This window comes from Ornithinibacter sp. (genome assembly GCF_035443565.1).
Classification (GTDB): domain Bacteria; phylum Actinomycetota; class Actinomycetes; order Actinomycetales; family Dermatophilaceae; genus Fodinibacter.
The window spans coordinates 1-16,682 of the sequence record NZ_DAORSO010000002.1 but is presented as its reverse complement, the minus strand read 5'-3'; the positions used below and the strand labels follow the sequence as shown (position 1 = coordinate 16,682).

General features: G+C 72.2%; 20 protein-coding genes. 4 read left to right on the top strand and 16 right to left on the bottom strand.

Annotation, left to right across the window (positions count from 1 at the left end):
- Positions 1–32: 32 nt before the first annotated feature.
- Together PLL68_RS00445 and PLL68_RS00440 are read left to right on the top strand one after the other, a co-directional pair.
- The gene (locus PLL68_RS00445) at positions 33–1,187 is read left to right on the top strand and encodes a pyridoxal phosphate-dependent aminotransferase (protein ID WP_324530581.1); all 1,155 of its coding nucleotides are present in this window, start codon (positions 33–35) and stop codon (positions 1,185–1,187) included.
- Positions 1,188–1,304: 117 nt separating this feature from the next.
- Positions 1,305–1,913 carry a murein hydrolase activator EnvC family protein gene (locus PLL68_RS00440; RefSeq protein WP_324530579.1) on the top strand — a complete coding sequence of 203 codons (609 nt, stop codon included), beginning with the start codon at positions 1,305–1,307 and terminating at the stop codon, positions 1,911–1,913.
- Here the strand turns inward: PLL68_RS00440 and PLL68_RS00435 are convergent, their stop codons facing one another.
- The 9 genes from PLL68_RS00435 to rplS form a co-directional block, all read right to left on the bottom strand.
- A complete protein-coding gene (locus tag PLL68_RS00435) occupies positions 1,914–2,825 on the bottom strand; it encodes a tyrosine recombinase XerC (RefSeq protein WP_324530577.1) in 912 nt (303 codons plus the stop codon).
- Positions 2,826–2,931: 106 nt separating this feature from the next.
- Positions 2,932–4,086, bottom strand: coding sequence for a DNA-processing protein DprA (dprA, locus tag PLL68_RS00430; RefSeq protein WP_324530575.1), 1,155 nt, complete (start codon positions 4,084–4,086; stop codon positions 2,932–2,934).
- A gap of 37 nt (positions 4,087–4,123) precedes the next feature.
- The gene (locus tag PLL68_RS00425; protein ID WP_324530573.1) at positions 4,124–5,668 is read right to left on the bottom strand and encodes a YifB family Mg chelatase-like AAA ATPase; all 1,545 of its coding nucleotides are present in this window, start codon (positions 5,666–5,668) and stop codon (positions 4,124–4,126) included.
- Positions 5,665–6,021, bottom strand: coding sequence for a YraN family protein (locus PLL68_RS00420; RefSeq protein WP_324530571.1), 357 nt, complete (start codon positions 6,019–6,021; stop codon positions 5,665–5,667). Before PLL68_RS00420 ends, PLL68_RS00425 begins: the two co-directional genes overlap by 4 nt.
- A 234-nt stretch (positions 6,022–6,255) precedes the next feature.
- A complete protein-coding gene (locus PLL68_RS00415; RefSeq protein ID WP_159900166.1) occupies positions 6,256–6,570 on the bottom strand; it encodes a DUF2469 domain-containing protein in 315 nt (104 codons plus the stop codon).
- The gene (rnhB, locus tag PLL68_RS00410) at positions 6,567–7,355 is read right to left on the bottom strand and encodes a ribonuclease HII (RefSeq protein WP_324530567.1); all 789 of its coding nucleotides are present in this window, start codon (positions 7,353–7,355) and stop codon (positions 6,567–6,569) included. The genes PLL68_RS00415 and rnhB overlap by 4 nt, the downstream gene beginning before the upstream one ends.
- On the bottom strand, positions 7,352–8,167 hold the full coding sequence (gene lepB, locus PLL68_RS00405) for a signal peptidase I (protein ID WP_324530565.1): 816 nt from the start codon (positions 8,165–8,167) through the stop codon (positions 7,352–7,354). The genes rnhB and lepB overlap by 4 nt, the downstream gene beginning before the upstream one ends.
- Positions 8,164–8,715, bottom strand: coding sequence for a S26 family signal peptidase (locus PLL68_RS00400; RefSeq protein WP_324530562.1), 552 nt, complete (start codon positions 8,713–8,715; stop codon positions 8,164–8,166). The genes lepB and PLL68_RS00400 overlap by 4 nt, the downstream gene beginning before the upstream one ends.
- 54 nt (positions 8,716–8,769) lie before the next feature.
- Positions 8,770–9,129: a 50S ribosomal protein L19 gene (rplS, locus tag PLL68_RS00395; RefSeq protein ID WP_159904530.1), complete on the bottom strand. Its 360-nt coding sequence runs from the start codon at positions 9,127–9,129 to the stop codon at positions 8,770–8,772.
- Between the two features lie 244 nt (positions 9,130–9,373).
- Here rplS and PLL68_RS00390 point away from each other — a divergent pair, with 244 nt between their 5' ends.
- Positions 9,374–10,132 (top strand): ABC transporter permease, encoded by a 759-nt coding sequence (locus PLL68_RS00390; RefSeq protein WP_324530561.1) that lies wholly within the window; start codon positions 9,374–9,376, stop codon positions 10,130–10,132.
- A gap of 3 nt (positions 10,133–10,135) precedes the next feature.
- On the opposite strand, the gene trmD is transcribed toward PLL68_RS00390, so the two are convergent.
- The 5 genes from trmD to PLL68_RS00365 all read right to left on the bottom strand — a co-directional run bounded on the left by trmD (position 10,136) and on the right by PLL68_RS00365 (position 13,461).
- Positions 10,136–11,359, bottom strand: a complete 1,224-nt coding sequence (gene trmD, locus PLL68_RS00385) for a tRNA (guanosine(37)-N1)-methyltransferase TrmD (RefSeq protein ID WP_324530559.1) — start codon at positions 11,357–11,359, stop codon at positions 10,136–10,138.
- A gap of 5 nt (positions 11,360–11,364) precedes the next feature.
- Positions 11,365–11,901, bottom strand: a complete 537-nt coding sequence (rimM, locus tag PLL68_RS00380) for a ribosome maturation factor RimM (protein ID WP_324530556.1) — start codon at positions 11,899–11,901, stop codon at positions 11,365–11,367.
- 162 nt (positions 11,902–12,063) lie between these two features.
- On the bottom strand, positions 12,064–12,306 hold the full coding sequence (locus PLL68_RS00375) for an RNA-binding protein (RefSeq protein ID WP_324530554.1): 243 nt from the start codon (positions 12,304–12,306) through the stop codon (positions 12,064–12,066).
- A gap of 2 nt (positions 12,307–12,308) precedes the next feature.
- Positions 12,309–12,788 (bottom strand): 30S ribosomal protein S16, encoded by a 480-nt coding sequence (rpsP, locus tag PLL68_RS00370; protein ID WP_324530682.1) that lies wholly within the window; start codon positions 12,786–12,788, stop codon positions 12,309–12,311.
- Between the two features lie 208 nt (positions 12,789–12,996).
- A complete protein-coding gene (locus tag PLL68_RS00365; RefSeq protein WP_502910577.1) occupies positions 12,997–13,461 on the bottom strand; it encodes an RrF2 family transcriptional regulator in 465 nt (154 codons plus the stop codon).
- Between the two features lie 162 nt (positions 13,462–13,623).
- Between PLL68_RS00365 and PLL68_RS00360 the strand changes: the two genes are divergently transcribed.
- A complete protein-coding gene (locus PLL68_RS00360) occupies positions 13,624–14,568 on the top strand; it encodes a sulfite exporter TauE/SafE family protein (protein ID WP_324530551.1) in 945 nt (314 codons plus the stop codon).
- Between the two features lie 114 nt (positions 14,569–14,682).
- Here the strand turns inward: PLL68_RS00360 and PLL68_RS00355 are convergent, their stop codons facing one another.
- Positions 14,683–15,771: an amidohydrolase family protein gene (locus PLL68_RS00355; RefSeq protein ID WP_324530549.1), complete on the bottom strand. Its 1,089-nt coding sequence runs from the start codon at positions 15,769–15,771 to the stop codon at positions 14,683–14,685.
- Positions 15,772–15,854: 83 nt separating this feature from the next.
- Positions 15,855–16,682 (bottom strand): alpha/beta fold hydrolase, encoded by an 828-nt coding sequence (locus PLL68_RS00350; RefSeq protein WP_324530547.1) that lies wholly within the window; start codon positions 16,680–16,682, stop codon positions 15,855–15,857.

Below are 16,682 nucleotides of genomic sequence, written 5' to 3'. Positions count from 1 at the left end.
CAGGGTACGCCGCACGGCATAGCCTCTCCCCCATGACCCGAGCCCCCGGCAACGCGGCGCTGACGCCGTTCGGTACGACGATCTTCGCGACCATGTCGGCGCTGGCCGTCGAGCACGACGCGATCAACCTGGGGCAGGGCTTCCCTGACACCGATGGTCCGAGCGAGGTGCTCGAGGCGGCCGTGGCGGCGATTCGCGGCGGGGCCAACCAGTACCCGCCCGGTGCAGGAGTGCCCGAGCTGCTCGATGCCATCGCCGCACACCAGGCGCGCTTCTGGGGGGTGTCGGTCGACCCGCGCACCGAGGTGCTCGTCACCGTGGGGGCGACCGAGGCGATCGCGGCGACGGTGCTGGCCCTCGTGGCACCAGGTGACGAGGTGGTGACGTTTGAGCCGTACTACGACAGCTACGCCGCGACGATCGCCCTGGCCGGTGGGGTGCGCCGCACCTCGGTGCTGCGCTTCCCGGACTTCGCGGTCGACGAGTCGTCGCTGCGGGCGGCGTTCTCCTCGCGGACCCGCATGGTGTTGCTCAACACGCCGCACAACCCGACGGGCAAGGTCTTCACCCGGGAGGAGATCGAGCTGATCTGCGAGTTGGCGCGTGAGAACGATGCGTGGGTGGTCACCGACGAGGTGTACGAGCACCTGGTGTTCGACGGTGGGCAGCACGTTGCCGTGGCGTCGCTGCCGGGGATGGCCGAGCGCACGCTCACGATCTCGTCGGCCGGCAAGACGTTCTCGACGACGGGCTGGAAGGTCGGCTGGGTGAGCGGTCCTGCTGCGGCGGTGGCTGCCGTTCGGGCGGTCAAGCAGTTCCTCACGTACGTCGGGTCGGGGCCGTTCCAGCCGGCGGTGGCGGTCGGGCTGGGGTTGCCGGACTCGGTGTTCACCGGGTTGGCGCGCTCGTTGCAGGGCAAGCGCGACCGGTTGGTCGCCGGGTTGCGTGGTGCCGGGCTCGAGGTGTCGGTGCCTGCCGGCGGGTACTTCGTCGTCGCGGATGCCGCGTCGCTCGGGGCCGTCGACGGGTTGGCGTTCTGCCACGAGCTGCCGGTGCGCTCGGGCGTGGTCGGGGTGCCGGTGTCGGTGTTCCACGACGACCCGGAGGCCGGGCGCACCCTCGTGCGGTTCGCGTTCTGCAAGCGTGACGAGGTGCTCGACGAGGCCTGCCGCCGCCTGTCGTCCTGACCCCGGCGGGGCGGCGGTGGCGGGGTCGTCGTCCACAGGGTCGCCGCCGGCCGGATGCCGTCCACAGGCTGTCGTCGGCGCCTCGCGTTGGGTGGAGTGGCTGGGCACGCTGGGTGCATGTCCGTCTCCTCAGCCCTGACCGCGATGGCTGGCGTGCTCGCCGCAGCGGTTGCCGCGTCTGCCCCGCCTGACACGAGGGCGAGCCTGCCTGGCGCGCAGGCCAGCGGCATCCACGCCGTGGCCTCTGCAGTCGTCGGGCTGCTCGGGGCTGAGGTGGCGGGTGCCGGCCGGGGCACCCCGGCAGCTGGGGAGCGTCGGCGGTGGCAGTGGCCGGTGGAGCCACGCCCCGAGGTGGCGCGCCCGTTCGTGGCGCCGCTCTCGCCGTACGGTGCGGGGCACCGCGGCCTCGACCTCACGGCATCCGAGGGTGTGGCGGTGCTGGCGGTCGAGGGTGGCGTCGTGACGCATGCCGGGGTGATCGCTGGTCGGGGGACGGTCAGCATCGAGCACGCGGACGGGTTGCGCAGCACCTACGAGCCGGTCACTGCTTCCGTTGCTGGTGGTGACGTGGTGACGGCCGGCCAGCGCATCGGCACCCTCGAAGCCACCGCCGGACACTGCGGCCCGCGAGGCTGCCTCCACCTGGGCGCGCGCCGCGGCGAAACCTACCTCGACCCGCTTCCGCTGCTCGCGGGCGGCCGGATCATCCTGCTGCCCTTCCACTGATCAGGCGCGGGGATGAGCCTGCGCGTACGAGGCCTTGAGCCGCTCGACGGACACGTGCGTGTAGATCTGCGTCGTCGCGAGGGAGGCGTGACCGAGCAGCTCCTGCACCATGCGCAGGTCGGCTCCGCCCTCGAGCAGGTGCGTCGCGGCGCTGTGCCGCAGCCCGTGTGGGCCGAGGTCGGGTGCATCCGGCACGTGCTGAAGCAGGTCGTGCACCACGGACCGGATCTGCCGCTGGTCAGCGCGGCGCCCTCGGCGCCCGAGCAGCAGGGCCGGCCCGCTCTGCGGCCCGACGAGCCGCGGGCGACCGCGGGTGAGCCACTCGGCCACGGCCTGACGAGCCGGGACGCCGAACGGAACGCGACGCTCCTTGTCGCCCTTGCCGACGACCCGCAGGACATCGCTGGCCAGGTCGACGTCGTCGACGTCGAGCCCGACGAGTTCACCGACCCGGATGCCGGTCGCGTAGAGCAGTTCGAGAGCTGCGCGGTTGCGCAGGTGGATCGGGTCGTCGTCATCGGCTGCCACCTCGGCGACGTCGAGCAGGGCGGTGGCCGAACGCTGGGCGAGAACCGGTGGCAGGGTCCGGTGCCTGCTCGGCGCGGTGAGGCGCAGCGAGGGGTCGGTGGAGATGCGACCGGTGCGCTCGAGCCAGCCGAAGAACGTGCGCAGCGACGCGGAGGTGCGGGCGATGCTGGCGCGGGCCGCGCCTCGGCGCGAGAGCACTCCGAGCCACGCGCGCAGGTCGGCGAGGGACACCTCGCGCAGCCCGTCGTCATCGCCCACGCCTGCTTCGGACAGGAACGTCTCCACGTCGCGCAGGTAGGCCCGCACGGTGTGCACCGAGCGCCCCCGCTCGGCGCGCAGGTGGCGCTCGAACGCTGGCAGCGCCTCCAACGACGTGACGGTCACGGCCTCACGGTGTCACCCCACCCGTCACACCCGCAACACGGCGCGCGGCACCAGGCGCGCGGTGTGCAGCGCCACCCAGCACTCGACACCCAGCACCTTGCCCTCATCACCGAGCCGCTCGTCGCCCGGTGACCTTGCGCCAGGTTCCGGCGTCGCGCCGCACCAGCCCGAGCGCCTCGAGGGCGGCAAGGATGCCGATGAGGCTGCGCGCGTCCACCGCGGCCGCAGCGGCGATCTTCTCCGTCGATACTCCCGACCGCACAGGAACCGCCGACCACACGGCATACGACACGGGGTCGAGGTCGTCCTGCGGCGCCCGTGGCTCGGTGAGCTCGTCGAAGCCGGGCAGGACATCTTCACCGATACGCCCTGCGAGCTCGGCGACCTCGGCCGCATCGGTGACGAGCACGGCTTCCGCATCACGGATGAGGGCGTGGCAGCCAGCAGACGCCATGCTCGTCACCGGGCCGGGAACCGCACCGACGGGCAGGTGGTTCTCGCGGGCGTGTCTGGCCGTGGTCAACGAGCCGGACCGTTGGCTGGCCTCGACGACGATCGTGGCGCGGGCCAAGGTGGCGATGAGGCGGTTGCGTGCGAGGAAGCGGCTGCGGTAGGGCGCTGCGCCGACGGGCACCTCACTGACGACCGCCCCGGTGCGAGCGATCTCGTTGAGCATGCTGCGGTGGGCTGCGGGGTAGAACCGGTCGGCCCCACAGGCCAGGACGGCGACGGTGGGCCCACCGGACGCGAGGGCCGCGCGATGGGCCGCCGAGTCGATGCCGTAGGCCGCGCCACTGATGATCGTGAAGCCTCGCGCGCCGAGCCCTTCGGCCAGGTCTGCGGCCGTGCGCATCCCGTAGTCGGTGGCCGCCCGCGACCCCACGACGGCCACCGACCGCTCGACGAGGGTGTCGAGGTCGGGGTAGCCCCGCACGAACAACGCGTACGGCGGCTCGTCGAGCCGGTCGACACCGAGTGGCCAGCCCTCGTCGCCGGGCACGACGACGTGGACGCCCTGTCGATCAGCGGCGTGCGCGAGGTCGTCGACGTCGAGCAGTGGTAGTCGTTCCAAGGCGCCGGGGCGAACGAGCAGGTGCCCGGCGCGGAATCGGGCGAGGGCCTCGACGGCGCCGAAGGTGCCCAGCGCCGCGACCACCGAGGTCTCGCGCGGTTCGGCCAGGAACGCCCACGCCACCCGGGCCCACCGCTCGTCACGCTCCAGCGAACTCGGCCGACGCCCGGGCACCCCGCTGGTGCTCATCGGACGCACCCGTCGACAGCGAACGCACGCGGCGACGTCATGCCGCCACCAGCTGACCACTGCGCAGCCCGAGTGCCATCGCGACGTCAGCGGCCCCGGGGCTGTCCCGACCGAGCAGGTCGGCAACCGACCACGCCACGCGCAGGACGCGGTCGTACCCGCGCAGCGTGACCGCCCCCCGGTCGAGGCTGCGGTCCAGCGCCGCGGTCGCTGCCCCGGGCAGCCGGAAGGGCGCACGGCGCAACACATGGCCGGGCACGAGCCCGTTCGTGGCCCACCCCCGCCCCGACCACCGCTCCGCCTGGGCAGCCCGGGCACGGGCCACCCTCGCTGCGACCACGGCACTGCCCTCTCCTGTCGCGTCGCCGATGGCCGCGCGCTGCAACGGCGGGACGTGCACCTGAAGGTCCACCCGGTCGAGCAAGGGCCCGGACAGGCGACCCACGTAGGTGCGGATCTCCATCGGTTTGCAGGTGCAATCGGCACCCTTGCCGTAGGAACGACCACACGGACACGGGTTCGCGGCGAGGACGAGCAGGAACCGCGCCGGGTACCGCACCATCTGTCGTGCCCTGGCGATGATGACCTCGCCGGACTCCAGCGGCTGGCGCAACGTCTGGAGCACCGAACTCTTGAACTCGGGAGCTTCATCCAGGAACAGCACCCCGTGATGAGCCCGCGAGATCGCCCCCGGAAGGGCGACGCCGCTTCCGCCACCGACGATCGCGGCGAGGGTCGCGCTGTGGTGGGGCGCGACGAACGGCGGGGTGTGGTCGAGCCTGGTGACCTCCCCGATCTGGCCGGTCACCGAGCGGATGGCGTGGGTCTCCAGCGCCTCCTCCCGGCTGAGTGGCGGCAACACCGTCACGAGTCGCTCAGCGAGCATGGTCTTCCCGACGCCGGGTGGCCCGGACATCAACAGATGATGGCCACCCGTGGCCGACAGCTCGATGGCCAGCCGGGCCTCCTCCTGACCAACGACGTCAGCGAGGTCAGGACCACCGCACGAGGGAGCCACGGGTGGGACCGGCGCAGGTGCCGGAGGCAGCGGCACCCCTTCCTCCGCGGCGGTGTACCAGTCGATGACGTCCCGCAGGGATGCCGCCCCGTGCACGACGACGCCGTCGACGAGTTGCGCCTCACCGACGTTCTCGAGCGGCACCACCACGTGCCGGACACCCGCCCGCATCGCCGCGAGCACCGCGGGCAGGACACCGGGGACCCCGCGCAGCCGCCCGTTGAGCGCCAGCTCGCCGAGGTGCACGACATCGCGAGCACGACCCCCACGGATCTGCCCCGACGCCGAGAGCACCGCCACCGCGATCGACAGGTCGAAGCCGGCGCCACGCTTGGGGATGGAGGCCGGCGACAGGTTCACCGTGATGCGGTGCGGCGGGACCGGCACCCCACTCGTCGCCGCGGCGGGCTTGACCCGGTCGGGCGCCTGGGCGCAGGCGGGGTCCGGGGTGCCACCGACAGCGAAGTACGGCAGGCCCTGACCGATGTGGGCCTCGACGTCGACCAGCACCCCGTCGAGCCCGTTCAGCACCACGGAACGAGTCAGCCCCAAGCCGAAGGTCATGACCCCACCCCCCGCACATGGCGCACCAGGGGCGGGTGGTTCGCACGAAACAGGATGCCGAGCACGTCAACCCGCACGTGGGCCGCACCGGTGTCGTGGGTGCGGGCGTACACCGCGGCCAGTCGGCGCAGGCGCGCCGCCTTGGCACGGGTCACCGCCTCGACCGGCTCACCGAAGGCGAGGGAGCGACGAGCCTTGACCTCGCAGATCACCAGGCAGGCGCCGTCGAGCGCCACGATGTCGACCTCGCCGTGCTCACACCGCCAGTTCCGCTCGACCACCTGCATCCCGTGATCGACGAGCCAGCGCACCGCGAGGTCCTCCCCCACCCGCCCCAGCGTGCTCCTCGACACGGGTACGCCCACCACGTCGAGGCCCACCGACTCCGGGGTCGGTGGCTGATCCGCGGGGCTCGCGGTGTCTGGTCGCCCGGGCGCTCGTTCGTGACTCGTCATGAGCGCGAGCCAACCCGCCGGCGGGCGGTGACGCGAGCGGCATCCGAGCGCCTGTGGACAATGCCGCGCCCCGACCCGCCCTGTGGACGATCACCCCCACAACCGCGCGGGCAGCGGCGCCGCCGGTGGGTGCTAGAAGTTGCCCTTGGGCAGTTCGAGCTCGCTCTTGGCGAGCTCCTCGACGTTGACGTCCTTGAACGTCACGACCCGCACGGTCTTGGCGAACCTGGCCGGTCGGTAGATGTCCCACACCCACGCGTCGTGCATCGTGACGTCGAAGAAGACCTCGCCGCCGTCGCTGCGCACCTTCACGTCGACGCTGTTGCACAGGTAGAAGCGCCGCTCGGTCTCGACGACGTGGCTGAACAGCCCGACGACGTCGCGGTACTCGCGGTAGAGCGCCAGCTCAGCCGCGCTCTCGTACTTCTCGAGGTCCTCCGAGCTCATCGCTCTCCCACTCGCGTCAGGTCGTCCACAGCGTTCATTGCGTCCACGTCGTTCACATCAGGTGCGTCAGTCGGCACGGCGGCATCCGCCGCCACCACGCCATCATCGTTCATCACGCCGGGCAGCCGCCACGAGCGCCGGTGCAGCTCGCACGGCCCGAGCCGCCGCAGCGCGTCGAGGTGCCCAGGCGCGGCGTACCCCTTGTTCTCGCCCCAGCCGTAGGCGGGGTGCTGCTCCCCCAGCCCGGCCATGATCGCGTCGCGGCGCACCTTGGCCAGCACCGAGGCCGCGGCGACCGACGAGCACTTCAGGTCTGCCTTGATCATCGTGCTCACCGGCGGGGTCGCCGCCGGTACGTCGTCGGCGAACGCGAACAGCCCGACGTCCTGCGGAGCCGTCAACCAGTCGTGGTTGCCGTCGAGGATGACCAGGTCAGGGCGGATGCCGGCCTCGGCCAGGGCGCGCACGCCCGCCACCCGCAGCGCCGCGATGATCCCGATGTCGTCGATCTCGGCGGCGCTGGCGTGACCGACGCCGTGCGCCACCGCCCAGCGCTCGATGCGCGGAACCATGGCCGTGCGGGCGTGGGGGACGAGCAGCTTGGAGTCCTTGACCCCTTGGGGTGCCGTGCCGCAGGACTCGTCGATGATGACCACGCCCACCGTGACCGGCCCGGCCAACGCACCCCGACCGACCTCGTCCATCCCGGCGAGCACGCGGTGTCCCTCGCGCTGCAGGGCGCGCTCGACCCGCAGGCTGGGCCGCCGCGACGGGGTGCGCCTCACGGTGTGGCCGCCGAGGTCCTCGCCGGCTCACCCACCGGCGAGTCAGGCAGCGCACCTGTCGGCTCCCCGACGGGAGCAAAGGTCGACGAGTAGTTCGACAACCACCCCGCCCGGCCCAACGGCCACACCACGGCGACCGCGCGCCCGGTGATGGCATCGATGGGGACGGCGCCGTCAGAACCGTTGCCCGACGGGTCGTGGAAGCGTGAGTCCTCGGAGTCAGAGCGGTGGTCGCCCATGACCCAGACCTGCCCCTGCGGCACGGTGATGTCGAAGGTCAGGCTGCTGGGGACGTCACCGGGCTTGATGTACGGCTCGCTGATGGGCTCACCGTTGACACTGAGCAACCCACCATCGCTGCAGCACGTGACGCGGTCACCCGGCAGACCGATGACCCGCTTGATGAGGTGGTCCTCGGACTCCGCGGGCAACAGCCCGACGAACACGAGGGCGTCGTGCACGGCACCGGACACCCCGGACCGCTCGACCGGTGGAGGCAGGTCGAGCCACCCACCGGGGTCCTGGAAGACGACGACGTCACCGCGCGAGATCGCGAAGGGGGTGGGGTTCAGCTTGGAGACGACGACCCGGTCCCCGACGAGGAGGGTGTCCTCCATCGACCCGGAGGGGATGAAGAACGCCTGGAGCAGCCAGGTCTTGACGACGAACGAGAGCAGCAACGCCATCACGATGACGACGACGACCTCGCGAACAGCGCTGCCCACCGCCGCGAGCGGCCCGGAACGGCGGTGCGAGGGTCCGTGACCGGCATCCTCCGCGTCCTCGGGCACGTTGATGTCGGGGGCGCTCACGAACCGACCCCTGCCACGGTCCCCGTGTCGATCGTGCCGAAACGGCTGAGCGGCCACACCCGCAGCACGGCCGTGCCGACGATGTCGTCACGGCTCACCGAGGCCGGAACGGCACCCGTCACCGGCGCCACCAGCGACACCTCGTCGCCGTCCGCAGCGCCGACCACGGCGAGGTGGTCCTGCCGACCGGTGTCGACGCCGAGCAGGTTCGCCAGTGGTGTCAGCAGCCGGCCGGCGAGGCCGTCGTCGACGGGAGTGGCGCGGTCGATCGCCGCGGTCGCGGTGGTGTCGACGACGACGACGTCACCGGCATCCAGTGCCGGGCTGACCTTCCACACGAGGGCGCGATCTCCTGGTTCCAGGCTCGGCGACAGGCTGGCCGAGGGGACGAAGTAGCTCTGCACGAGCAGGCCCTGCACGAGCGCGGTGAGCACGACAACAGCGACGAGCAGCAGGACGAAGGGTGGCCGCTGACGACGAGACCCGGCCGCGGCCACGGGGGCCACTGCCGGGTCGGCGTCAGGACGAGCCTGGGGTCGTGCGCTCACCCGCGGAGCCTAGTCGGCGGTGCTGGGTGCGGCGCGCAGGAGGACCAGATCTGGTCAGCGGGCGACGGGGGTGTCGCGCTTCTCCTTGATCTTGGCGGCCTTGCCGCGCAGGTCGCGCAGGTAGTACAGCTTGGCGCGGCGGACGTCACCGCGGGTCACGACCTCGATGTGGTCGATGATCGGGGTGTGCAGCGGGAAGGTGCGCTCGACACCGACACCGAAGGACACCTTGCGCACGGTGAAGGTCTCACCGATGCCGCCGCCGTGGCGACGGATGACGACGCCCTTGAACACCTGGATGCGCGAGCGCGTGCCCTCGACGACCTTGACGTGGACGTTGACGGTGTCACCGGCGCGGAAGGCCGGGATGTCGCTCTTGAGGGAGACGGAGTCGAGCTCGTCGAAACGCTGCATGACGTGGTGTCGCTTTCCCACGGGCTGCCACAGGCCATCCGTGCATGATCGGTACTGCGTGATGTGATGGGTGCGACCGCCCGGCCGCGTGCTGGTCGGACCGAGGTCCGGGCACTCCCCCTGTGGCGGGGGCCGATGGTGTCGGCGGTGCAGCCGCCCAGTCTGCCAGAGGTGACCGTTCGCGGTGAAATCGGCGGATGCCGTGGCGCACGACCGCGCCCGCCTCACGGCATACGGTGGTCGGGTGACGATCGACCCCGGCCTGCCCGTGGCCCTTGCCGCGCTGCTCCTGCTGGCGCTGACCGTGACGATGTACCGCGTCGGCCGCCTGCCGTCGTCGGGGTCGACGGTCGTCGCGGCGGTGCGTGCCATCGTGCAGCTCTCGCTCGCCGCGCTCGTCATCGCCGCGGTCATCCGCTCGCTCGCCCTGTCGATCCTGCTGCTCATCGGGATGTTCACGGTGGCGGTCGTGACGACCGTTCGCCGGGTCGAGGCTCCGGCGGCCTGGCCGTGGGCGACCGTGGCGATGCTCACCGGGCTCCTGCCGGTCATCGCGATCATCCTGCTGACCCGCACGGTCCCCCCGACAGGTGCCGCACTGGTGCCGGTCGTCGGCATCCTCGCCGGGAACACGATGAACGGGCACACCCTGACCTGCCGGCGGGCCTTCGCCGCCCTGCGCGAGGAGAAGGGCCAGTACGAGGCCGGGCTCTCCCTCGGCCTCACCCGAGCCCAGGCGATCCACGAGGTCATCCACCGACGGGTGCCCGAGGCGCTCATCCCGGGCCTGGACCAGGTGCGCACCGCCGGCGTCGTCACCCTGCCCGGGGCCTTCATCGGCGTGCTCCTCGGCGGCGGGTCACCAGCCCAGGCCGCGGCGGCCCAGGTGCTGGTGCTGCTCGGCATCATGGCTGCGCAGACGACCACGGCCGTCGTCGCCGAGCGACTCATCGGCAGCGCCCGGCTGCTGCCCGCCGACCTTCGAGGCTCGCTGCAGCCCTAGCCGCTACGCCGTGCGACGACGCTTGACGAGGTCGACCGTGCCCGGGAAGAACCCCTCACCGGGCAGCTGCCGGTAGCCGGCCCGCTGGTACCGACGCTGGTTGGCCTTGCTCACGACGCCGGTGTTGATCCAGAACGTCGTCACCGACGCGGGTGCGGCAGCCTCCGCGAGCGCCAACAGCTCGCGCCCCAGACCCCGCCCCTGCAGGTCGGGCGCGACCATGAGGCGCCCGGTCTCCCACACCGTCGGGTCACCGGGCCGCACGCGCCCACGCACCGAGGCGACCAACCGCCCCGGGACACCCGACGCGGATGCCGTGCGCACCGCATACGTCGTCCACGCACCGATGCCCGCGGTCACCTCCTCGAGCGTCTCGTCGAGCGGCGGGATGGTCCAGCTTCCGGACGCGCGACCCTCGGGCACCCAGCACGCGAGCTGGAGCACCCGCAGCTCGGGCGCGTCGGCGGCGGTGGCGACCCGCACGTCGAGGTCGGCCAGGGCCCCGGTCGTCGCCGACACCGGCAGGAGGTCGGGGCGGCGGGCGGCAGTGCGCTCCAGGCGCTGCTCGTGGCGCCAGGCCGCGATGGCGCCGTGGTTGCCGGAGAGCAGCACCGGCGGCACCTCGCGCACCACGTCACCGTCGGCCCACACGGCCGGCCTGGTGTAGACGGGGTACTCGAGCAGCCCGTCCTCGTGGGACTCCTCGACGAGTGACTCGGCGTTGCCCACGACCCCCGGCAGCAGCCGGCCGACCGCCTCGACGATCGCCAGCACCGCGACCTCTCCCCCGTTGAGGACGTAGTCCCCGAGCGAGACGATCGTGACCGGCATCCGCTCGCCGGCGTGCTCGTAGACGCGCTCGTCGATGCCCTCGTAGCGACCGCACGCGAAGGCCAGCCACGGCTCCTGCGCGAGCTGGTGGGCCAGCGCCTGGGTGAGCGGCACCCCACCCGGGCCGGGGACGATGAGGTGCGGCACCGGTGCACCCTCGCTCGCCCCGGCATCCACGACGTGGTCCAGCGCGCGCGCCCAGGGCTCGGGTTTCATGACCATGCCCGCGCCCCCACCGAGCGGGCTGTCGTCGACGGTGCGGTGCCGGTCGTCGGTGAACGTGCGCAGGTCGTGCACGTGGACGTCGAGGATGCCGTCGCGCCGCGCCTTGCCGATGAGCGAGAGGTCGAGCGGCGCGAGGTAGCCAGGGAAGATCGTGACGACGTCGAGGCGCATCGCGGTCAGACCCCGAGGTCGAGCAGCCCGGGCGGGGCGTCGACGACGACGCGCCCGGCCTGAAGGTCGACCGTAGGGACGATGGCCGTGACGAACGGCACCTGGGCCTCGCGGCCGTCAGGAAGCAGCACGACGAGCCGGTCCTGGGAGGCGCCGAGCTCGAGCCCGCCGACCTGCCCGAGCACCGTGCCTGCGGGGTCCACGACGGTGAGGCCGCGCAGCTGCTCCTCGGTGAACACGTCCTCGTCGTCCTCGGCGGGCAGGGTTGCGTCACCGTCGATGACGAGGCGGGTGCCACGCAGCGACTCGGCGCCGGTGCGGTCGGGGATCTCCTCGAACGCCACGAGCCAGATGCCGTTGTGCACCCGGGTGGAGCGCACGGTGAGCACGCGCGGAACGCCGGAGCCACTCGTGGCCTCGGTGTCGAGGGCCTCTCCGACGGCGAGCCGACGCTCCGGCTCGTCAGTGTGCAGCTGGACGGTCACCTCACCGTGCAGGCCGTGGGGTTTGCCGATGCGGGCGACGACGGTGCGCTCGGTCACGGGGGACATCCTGTCGTGGGGTGCTGGGCTGCACCAGGTGGTGCACGGGGTGAGTCGGGGTGGGGCGGGACATTGCGGCGGCGGGGTGCCCCGGGGAGTTTCCTCCCGGGACACCCCGCCGTCGTGGTGGTCGCTCTCGGCGACCGACGTCAGCGACTCGGGTCAGCGGACCCGGTCGGTGTCGACGATGTCGATCCGCACCTGGCGCCCGCCGGCGAGCGCACCCATGACGGTGCGCAGTGCGCTGGCGGTGCGGCCCGAGCGGCCGATGACCCGGCCGAGGTCGTCGGGGTGCACGCGCACCTCGAGGATCTCGCCGCGGCGCAGTTCCTTCTGGCGGACCTGCACCTGGTCCTTGTGGTCGACGATGCCCGTGACGAGGTGCTCGAGCGCCTCTTCGAGCACGGTCAGGCCTTCGCCTCGTCGGTGGCCTCGGCCTCAACAGCCGGAGCCTCAGTTGCCTCGGCGGCCGGGGCCTCCTCGACCTTCTTGGCGGCGCGCTTCTTGGCGGTGGTCGCACCGGAGGTGTCCTCGGCGGTGGACTTGCCGGCGGCAGCCAGGGCTGCTTCGTACAGGTCGCGCTTGGAGGTCTTGGCCTCCTTGACCTTCAGGGTGCCCTCGGTGCCCGGCAGGCCCTTGTGCTTCTGCCAGTCACCGGTGATCTTCAGCAGGGCGGCGACGGCCTCGGTCGGCTGGGCGCCGTTGTTGAGCCAGTACTGCGCGCGCTCGCTGTCGATGTCGATGAGCGAGGGCTCCTCGGTGGGGTGGTACTTGCCGATCTCCTCGATCGCCCGGCCATCGCGCTTGGTGCGCGAGTCCATGACGACGACACGGTAGAACGGTGCACGGATCTTGCCCATGCGCTTGAGACGAATCTTGACGGCCACGGTGGTGGTCACTCCTGGTACGTGATGAGCGCGGCAAGACCGCGCACGGATCGCGCGGGGAGCCGGGAGCTCGGTGTAGGCGTCCGGTCCGGCGATGCGCAGACGGCAGCGACCGGACGGGTACAGCCGTCCATTCTGCCAGATGCCGTGCCCGGTCCCGACCACGCCGGGGTGGGGCGTCGGCCCGGGCGCCAGGCCCGGGCGGAGCTCACCGGTTCTGCCACGCCAAGGGGTCGGCAGCCTTCGAGGTCACCGCGGGCGGCAGGGCGCCCGTGAGGGCCTGGTCGAGCGTGGTGCCGTCGAGCACCTCGCGCAGGCTGGCCCGCACCGCCACCCACACCGTCGGCAGGTGCTGCGCCACTCCCTCGTAGCTCGTCTCGTGAGGGCGCAGGCCACGCACTTCGGCGAGCGGACCGTCGACGGCACGGAAGACGTCACCGAGGGAGATCGCGGATGCCGGACGCGCGAGCGCGTACCCGCCGCGGGCTCCGCGGGTGCTCACCACGAGGTCGGCCACGCGCAGGTCACCAACGATCGCCTCGAGGAACTTGCGCGGAAGATCCTGCTGACGGGCGAGCGTGTCGACACTGACCGGGCCCTCGCCGGCCGCGTGGGCCTGCGCCAGCGAGAGCATCGCCCGAACGGCGTACTCGGTGCGAGCGGTGATGTCCACGACGGCATCCTCCCCCACCGATGAGGGCGAGGCGTCGTCGCGGGTGGCGAGCACCCGGCATCCACCATGCGAGACATAACTTTTCATTGGTTGACCCATAACAAGACGTTGGATGAAACTCCTACTTGTCCGGTCGGATTACCACTCTCTGGAGCCTGTCCCGTGCGAAAGCTCGTCCTCCTCGCCCTCGTCGGCCTCGGCGCCCAACTCGTCGACGGGTCGCTCGGCATGGCGTACGGGGTGACGTCGACGACGCTCCTGCTCGCCATCGGCACCAACCCGGCGGCGGCCTCGGCGACCGTGCACCTCGCCGAGATCGGCACGACGCTGGCCTCGGGTGCGTCCCACTGGAAGTTCGGGAACGTCGACTGGAAGGTCGTCATCCGCATCGGCATCCCCGGCGCGATCGGAGCCTTCGCCGGCGCGACCTTCCTGTCCAGCCTCGACACCTCGGTCGCCGCCCCCGTCATGTCCCTGATCCTGCTGGCGCTGGGCATCTACGTGCTCGTGCGCTTCACCGTCAAGGGCCTGCGGCGGGACCGGCTCGGCCAACCGCTGCGTCGGCGCTTCCTCACCCCGCTCGGTCTCGTCGCCGGCTTCGTCGACGCGACCGGTGGCGGTGGGTGGGGCCCTGTCGGGACGCCGGCGATCCTCGCGAGCGGGCGCCTGGAGCCCCGCAAGGTCATCGGCTCGATCGACACCAGCGAGTTCCTCGTCTCGGTGGCCGCGAGCGCCGGCTTCCTCCTCGCGCTCGGATCCGCCGGCATCGACACCGCATGGGTGGTCGCGCTGCTCGTCGGCGGGCTCATCGCCGCCCCGATCGCCGCGTGGCTGGTGCGGCACATCCCGCCCCGGGTGCTCGGCTCAGCGGTGGGCGGGGTCATCGTGCTCACCAACAGCCGCACCCTGCTGCGCAGCGACTGGATCGACGCGTCGGACTCCACCCGCACCCTCGTCTACCTCGTGCTGGCCGCCGTCTGGGCGGGCGCGGTCGCCTGGTCGGTGCGGGCCTACCGGGGCGAACTCGCTCTCGAGCGTGAGCTCGCCGACCTCGAGGCAGAGCTCGCCACGGACGACGCCCGCAAGGGCGCGGCCGAACCCGCCTGAGCACGCCCTCACCACAACCCGTCGAGAGTAGACGAATCGCCGCGTGGCCCTTGCCGCTCGCGGCGATTCGTCTACTCTCGACCCGCAGCTCGGAGGTCTCAGGCGGGCGTGGGGTCAGGGGATGTGGGCGATCCCGCGCAGCACCACCAGCGACGGGGCAGCGAGCACGCCGAGGTCAGCCCGCGGGTCAGCGGGGTACACGACGAGGTCGGCTTCCTCCCCCTCCCCCAGCCCCGGCCATCCCAGCCACGCCCGCGCACCCCAGCACGCGGCATCCAACGCCTGCTGCGGCGTGAAGCCGGCCCGCCCGAGGTGCGCGACCTCGTCGGCGACGAGTCCGTGGGGAAGTGAGCCCCCGGCATCCGTGCCGACGTAGACCGGGATGCCGGCCTCGCGCGCCGACGCGATCGTCTCGAACCGGCGCGCGTGCAGGTCGATCATGTGCCGGTGGTAGTCGGGGAACTTCTCGCGAGCCGGCTCCGCGATCTGCGGGAAGGTGTCGATGTTGACCAGCGTGGGCACGATCGCGATGCCCTGACGGGCGAACGTGTCGATGGTGTCGGGTTCGAGCCCGCAGGCGTGCTCGACGCAGTCGGCACCCGCCGCGGCCAGGTCACGCAGTGACTCTTCCCCGAAGCAGTGCGCCGTGACCCGGGCCCCCTCCTCGTGGGCCGCCGCGACCGCCTGCGCCAACACGTCAGCCGGCCAGCACGGCGCGAGGTCCCCGCTCTCCCGGTCGATCCAGTCGCCGACGAGCTTGACCCACCCGTCGCCCGAGCGCGCCTCGATGCGCACCTGGTCGACGAGCTGCTCGGGCTCGACCTCCCACGCGTAGTTGCGGATGTAGCGGCGCGTTCGGGCGATGTGCCGCCCGGCCCGCACGAGCCGCGGCAGGTCCTCGCGGTCCTGCACCCACCGGGTGTCGGCGGGCGAGCCGGCATCGCGCAGGAGCAGGGCCCCGGCGGATCGGTCGGTCAGGGCCTGCTGCTCGGCGGTGGCCGCGTCGGTCGCCCCGTGGCGGTCGAGCCCGATGTGGCTGTGGGCGTCGACCAGGCCCGGCAGCACCCAGCCGGGCACGGTGGTGACGTGGTGGTCCCCGGTCGGCTGCTCGTAGGTGATGCGGCCGCCGAGCACCCAGGCCTGATCTCGGACGTCGTCGGGGCCGAGCAGGACAGGGCCGGTGAGGTGCAGGACCGAAGCCATGCCCCGACCCTAGACCCGGGCCGCGCAGTCGGGCGTGAAGAATGTCAATGGGCCGGGGCACTTCCCACACACCCGACGGCGAATCAGGCAGCAGGCAGTGCCCTCAGCACCCGGCGCAACGTCTCGATGACGACCTCGGGCGCCTCCGAGTGCACCCAGTGCCCGGCCCCCTTGACGACCACCGGCCGCGCACGCGGGAACAGCGCCCGCATCTGCTCGGTGTCCTCGTCACGCACGTAGCCGGAGTCGCCACCGACGAGCCACACCACCGGGCCGTCGTACGGCGGGGCACCGAGCTCGGGGAAGTCGGCGATCCGCGAGCCCTGACCGAGCGCCGCGTCGGCCGCGATGAGCTCAAGGTTGGCCTGCCACCCCCAGGTGTCGCCCCGCCGCCGAAGGTTCTGCAGCAGGAACCCGCGCACCCCGGCATCCGGCTCGACCTGCGCGAAGCGGTCCTGCGCGTCGGCGCGCCCGGTGAGCTCCGCCAGCGGGAGCGAGCGCATGGCCTCGATGTAGTGCACGAAGCGGTCGAGGTCGCCGTAGTCCTTGGGGGCGATGTCGACGACGACGAGGCTGCGCACGAGCTCGGGGTTGGTCAGGGCGGTGACCATCGCGACCTTGCCCCCGAGCGAGTGGCCGACGAGCACCCACGGCTCCCCCGGCGCCGTGGCCGCCAGCGTGGCGGCGACGCGCTGCGCATACGTCTCGTAGGAGAACTCCTGCGTCCACGGCGACCGTCCGTGGTCGGGCAGGTCGACGAGCAGGCACTGGGCCGCAGCCCCGTCCGGGCCGGCGATCGCCTTGGCGATCTGGGTCCAGTTGCGCCCCTGCCCGAACAGTCCGTGCAGGAAGGCCACCCGCGCCCCGGCCGTGCCGACCGCGAGCGTCGAGAGCGACTCGCTCCCGGTCAC